General features: G+C 49.3%; 5 protein-coding genes. 1 reads left to right on the top strand and 4 read right to left on the bottom strand.

The genetic code is table 11. The features are described 5' to 3' along the window. The coding region (locus Q8M98_05475; protein ID MDP3114212.1) for a hypothetical protein at positions 1-2739 on the bottom strand (2739 nt) is incomplete at its 3' end. 63 nt (positions 2740-2802) lie between these two features. Between Q8M98_05475 and Q8M98_05470 the strand changes: the two genes are divergently transcribed. Further along, a complete protein-coding gene (locus Q8M98_05470) occupies positions 2803-3078 on the top strand; it encodes a hypothetical protein (protein ID MDP3114211.1) in 276 nt (91 codons plus the stop codon). Here Q8M98_05470 and Q8M98_05465 read toward each other — a convergent pair. The 3 genes from Q8M98_05465 to Q8M98_05455 all read right to left on the bottom strand — a co-directional run bounded on the left by Q8M98_05465 (position 3075) and on the right by Q8M98_05455 (position 5117). Next, on the bottom strand, positions 3075-3851 hold the full coding sequence (locus Q8M98_05465) for a DNA adenine methylase (GenBank protein MDP3114210.1): 777 nt from the start codon (positions 3849-3851) through the stop codon (positions 3075-3077). The two genes, Q8M98_05470 and Q8M98_05465, sit on opposite strands and share 4 nt — an antisense overlap. Beyond that, on the bottom strand, positions 3848-4666 hold the full coding sequence (locus tag Q8M98_05460; protein ID MDP3114209.1) for a DNA adenine methylase: 819 nt from the start codon (positions 4664-4666) through the stop codon (positions 3848-3850). The genes Q8M98_05465 and Q8M98_05460 overlap by 4 nt, the downstream gene beginning before the upstream one ends. A gap of 100 nt (positions 4667-4766) precedes the next feature. Further along, positions 4767-5117 (bottom strand): hypothetical protein, encoded by a 351-nt coding sequence (locus Q8M98_05455; protein ID MDP3114208.1) that lies wholly within the window; start codon positions 5115-5117, stop codon positions 4767-4769. Between the last annotated feature and the right edge of the window lie 126 nt (positions 5118-5243).

The raw sequence follows: 5243 nt of genomic DNA, 5'->3' as shown, positions 1-5243 counted from the left end.
GGTCAGGGTTATCATCTGATCCCGCATTTCGCTCATTATGTTGAGCAGCGCAGTTATACCCCCACCGTCACTAATACCGCCACCTGAGCCATAATATGAGCCCAGGTTGGCAGGCATGGGCACTGAGGGAATCGGCAGTCCGGCAAAGGCAAGCTTCACCTTTTCAATGGGTGCGAAGTTGAGGAAGTCAAACAGGTTTCTACCCAGAGCTTTGACTCTATCCTTGGCAGTGACATACTCATCACCTTCTGCTTCAATCAGGATACCACCCTCATTGTGGGACTTGCCGACTAAGAGACCGCCAGTCTGAGCTTTGGGAGGCTCAGTTGCCTGGATAGCAGCTATATTGGCAAGCCCGGCACCTATGGCTGCGGCTGCTGCGGTTACAGCCAGCCCGGGGCCTACTACGGGAATACCCACCATAGCCTTATAGGCTGCTGTAGCACTTGCATAGGTATCGATCATCGCCTGTCCGATAGCCAGGGTCTTCCACATGGCAAAGCCTTTCTTGCCGAAGATCTCACTGGTCTTGGCAATGTCTCGCATGATCTGTTGAGCACCCTGCAGGTTGCGCATCTCATAGTCATTCCTGATCCGAGCCTTGGCAGCTTCGCTTTGGGCAGTGATCTGCTGTTCCGTGAATCCTGCTGCAAGCAGCTTCTCTCTACGTTTGGCATAATATTGGTCGATGGCTCGTAGTTCGGCATCCCAGGTTCTGTCTAATAGCTCCAGGCTACGTTGAGAGAACTCAAAGCGGGTGTCTGCCAACTCTTCCTGCCTGCGTTGATCTTCCTCTGCTAATCTCTGTCTTTCCCGGGCAGTGGCTTCGGCTATCCGTCTATCCTCGTCAGCCTGAGCTTCCAGTGCCTTGGTTCTGGCATCAGCAGCTTCCCGCTCCACTCGCACCGACTCATCGGCATAGTGATCCCTAATCGATTGCAGAAGAGTCTCAGATGCCCCCAAGGACTGAGCCTTGGCAAGCTCTGCATCCCGCTCTATCTCCAATTCCTTCTGCTTTCGGGCTACAAGATCATCTATGGCGAGTGTATCATACTTCTGCTGCAGTTGAGCCAGTTGCTCCAGTTTCCGCTGACGTTTATCATAGTCATTACTACCAGCATTTCTACCTCCCCCAGAACCGGTATTAGATGTAGGAGTAAAGGTAAGGTCTGGAGCATCAAGCATTGCCTGACGATAAGCTTGCCCTATCTGCTGCAGGTCATTCTTGGCAGATTGCAGTTGCCCGGTCAAGGCACCGAACTGGTTCAAACGTCTTTCCAGCTTAAGCCACTCGCCATCATTACCGAAGTAAGAGGCAGGATTGAAGCCCATCGCATTACGGTCACTGGTCAGGAACTCCCAATCGACTGAGTTCATCAACTGCTGTTTACGGGCTCGGACTCTATCTACTTCAGCCTGTTGGGAGTCGATCTCGATCTGCAGTTCGGCTACCTTCCTGATCTGGGCATTATACTTCTCTCCATAGACTTCGGCTATCTTCTTCTGCACCAGTGCATCGGAAGCGTTACGCAAGGCAGTAGCCAGGTTATTATAGGATGAGGTCTCCAGATTGATATTGCCTAAGTACTCTGAGTAGTTCTCATTTAGTGACCGGATGATGTTCTTCATCTCGGTCTTATCGGCATTGGCAAGGGTGGTCTGAGACCGCAGTTCCAAGAGCCGGGAAGCCAGTAAGGAGAACCTCTCGGCTTCAACAGATACTTGTTTACCACAATCCTTGATCTCATCCTTCATGGACTTCTGAGCCGAAGTAACAGCATCAGTCTTAACTGATGCCGCTGCCAGCCCAAGTCCGAGAGCTGACAGAGCACCCACAGCTAACCCGATAATACCTGCCACCGGGTTCATCGCTACTCTCAGTGCATGATAGGCAGCAGTAAGGGTTATAACAGCCGTGGTCACAGTACCGATCAAGGGGATGGCAACTACTATCCCTGCAACGAAGCCTTGCATGACCGGAGATAGGCTCTGATAGGCATCCATCAACCACCTAAGCCCCTGCAGCAGAGGATTGATCAGGACAGTAAGCATATCGCCAACGGTCTCCTGGATATCTCCCCAGGCATTGGCATTCTGTAAGCGCAGGTCAGCCAGAGCAATAGCGGTACCACCATAGTCCTCACCTAGCTTCTCAACCAGGTAGGACACCCCCTCGGTCTTAAGCCGGGTATCATCAAGCTCGATGCCATAGCGACCCAGCATCTCAGTATGACCATTCAATGCCCGACCCATGAGGTCAAAGGCGGACTCCACGCTCATCCCGGTAGCTTTATTGGCCTCAGTAAAGTCCAGGAGGAGTGGCACCAACTGTTGTATCTCATCCTTGTTCAGTTTGAAGGTCTGAGAGAGCTTGGACATCAAAGCCAGCAGTTGATCATCCTCGAAGTTGGTCAAAGATTGCATGGCAGAGGCAAACTCACCCATCTCAGCCGCAGCTTCTCCAAAGGCTATCTTCGCCAAAGTAACCGCTTGTCTCTGAGCCAATGATGCATCAAGCAGACCATTCATGGAACGCACCAGACCACCGACTACCTGGATCACTCCATCGACAGCGATCTTCACATCACGAATAGTAGCCAGAGCCTGTTCAGCTGATATCTTAACCGCAGCGGGCTTTTCCACCACCGACTGGGTGGACTCCGCCTCCTGCTTGACTTCGGCAAGCTTGAGATTGGCATCGTCTGTGACGAGAATGAGTTTGAATGTTAAGTCAGGCATATTTCTATTGACTGATTAACTAAGGCTTTTAAACTGCCACTATTATTACTTATGAGGTGTCGTATGGACAATGAATTATTATGGAATGAGATTGGATTGAGCATCAAAGTTGATGGTATCCAATATGATATCTGTGAAACATCATATTGGAATAATGATCGAACTGAAGAGTATGTAAAGTTCTCACTATTTGAAGGTGAATTACTGTACCGTGAATTAAACACCCCTGAAACAACCAGAATGATATTCGAAACAATGAATCCAATCATGTTCAAACATACTTTAATGGAGAGTATTAAGAAGGTTTTCCCAAATAAAGACATTGAAATGTGGAGTTAGTTATTCCTGATCAGCAGTTCCGTCTCAGTCTGGAATGCACCGGAGACGGTGTATTGCGCTTCGACTTCATCAATGGTGAAGCCTTGGTAGAGTGTGCGGATGTAAGGGTCGTTGTTGTAGGATAACAGGAACTTCCCTTTGATGTTCTTCAGTGCGGCAGCAAGCTCTTCATGCTTGGTGAAGGCGTCTGCGTCTTCTCTGTCGTATAGATGCTCCTTGGTGTAGTAGGGGGGGTCTAAGTAGAAGAAGGTATTGGGTGTGTCAAAGCGGGCAATGATCTTCTCAAAGTCCTGCTTCTCGATAATCACCTGCTTGAGCCGATCTGAGGCTGCTTTCACCTTCTCAAGGTTACGCAGTGGCATATACTTGTAGCCCTGCATGATGCAGAAGTTCTTTGACCGGGAGCCGTAGCTGCAGGATAACTGGAAGTAGAAGCGGATGGCTCGTTCAAGCTCGGTTTTAGGTGGGTGTTGGGCAAAGCTGTCGAACATCTCCCTGGATACCAAGTACTGATTCAACTCCGTCACAAACGCTTCAGGATGCTGTTTGATATATCTCCAGAAGTTCACCAGATCACCATTGATATCGTTATAGACTTCTGTGTATCTGCTCTTGGGTCCGGTCTGCCAATATTCCTTATCGGGAGATTTCCCGAAGAGTATCCAGGCAGCACCACCAAAGACCTCGCAGTATATGTCATGCTTGGGTATGAGTGGCAGTATCTTCTTTCTCAGAAGTCTCTTGCCGCCTACCCAGGAGATGATGCTATTCACGATATCCCCCTGATCTCTCGGGTGGTTTTGGGTTTTGCTTTCGTGGCTTCCGGATCGATGTCTATGAGGTCGAAGTTGGCGATGATCACTTCATTGAAATCGGATTTACCTTCCTTGCGGTTGATGCCCTTGGTTCTGGTGACATGCCTGATGTCGTAGCCCTTGTAGAGCTTGAGTACATCCGGGTTGTCATCGTATGATAGGATGAACCTGCCCTTGATGTTCTTGAGGATGTATCTCAGGGCTTCATGACTGAACTGTTTGGAGTTCTCATAGGTATAGCCCAGCATGTAAGGTGGGTCACAATAGAAGAAGTTAGTCTTGGTATCGTATTTCTCGATAACCTTCTCATAAGAGAGGTTCTCAATGATTACCATATCTAATCGTCTATGCAATTCTTTGATGCGTTCCAGTCTGTTATACATGCTGGAGGTACCTCGCTTCTGAGAGGTGCCGAAACTGTCACCCTTTGAGCCGAATGATCTCGTGATCAGGAACATGAACCTGGCAGCCCGCTGTATTTCTGTTAAGCCTTCCTGCTTGAGGATGTCACCAAAGAGCTTGCGGCTGGCAACCAGAAAGTCCAGTTCTTTGATCAGTTCATCAGGATGATACTTCACCTGCAGGAAGAGGTTGACCAGGCGATAGTCGAGATCGTTATAGACTTCCAGGTCGCCCCACTTGTCTTTAAATAACAGCATCCAGGCTGCACCACCGAAGGGTTCGATGTAGCCCTGAATGTCCTTGGGTACGTATTGTGAGATAGTTTTACGGAGGAGGCGTTTACCTCCGATCCAGCCGATCAGTGCATCCATGAGATGTCTCCTGTCATACTTGTCAGGCAGAGCCGCAGGAATAGCTCAGGCAGAGTGAGGTTAGCAAAGTCTTCAGTAGTGAAGCCAAGCTTACGCATAATCATTTCGAAGCTCTCGTAGGGGTATTTGCCTGCGCCTTGACCGCTAATCCGAAACTCCCGAGCCAAGCGCTGAATCTCTCTTTGCTGGCTCTGATATAGACGAAAAAAGCAGAGATATGCTCCAGTGCTTCGAGTGCATCCATATCGTCAGGTTCACTTCCTGAGATGATGCGGATAAGCTCTTTATCGGCTTCCGACTGGGAGATTATCTCCAGCAGTTCCACTTCACTGACCTTGGTTACCTTGCCGGAGAGGAAGTCCTCCAGCTTGGCTTTCAGAGTCGTATTGGAGATCGTGAGGCAGAGTATCTGCCGCAGTTGTTTATAGCTGAGTTGGGGTTCTCGCTTCATTTTAGTATTTTCCTTTTCTATTGTCCAAAGAACATCTTGATGGCAACGCCGATCAGCATGAAGAACTGGGTAGTGGAGACGCCCAGAAGCAGCTTCATGTTCGTCTCCACTCTCGCCATACGAGTT

The sequence above is a fragment of the Candidatus Cloacimonadaceae bacterium genome, from assembly GCA_030693415.1.
GTDB lineage: Bacteria > Cloacimonadota > Cloacimonadia > Cloacimonadales > Cloacimonadaceae > JAUYAR01.
Note: the sequence above shows the minus strand (reverse complement) of the source record. Positions and strands in the feature narration are given on the sequence as shown.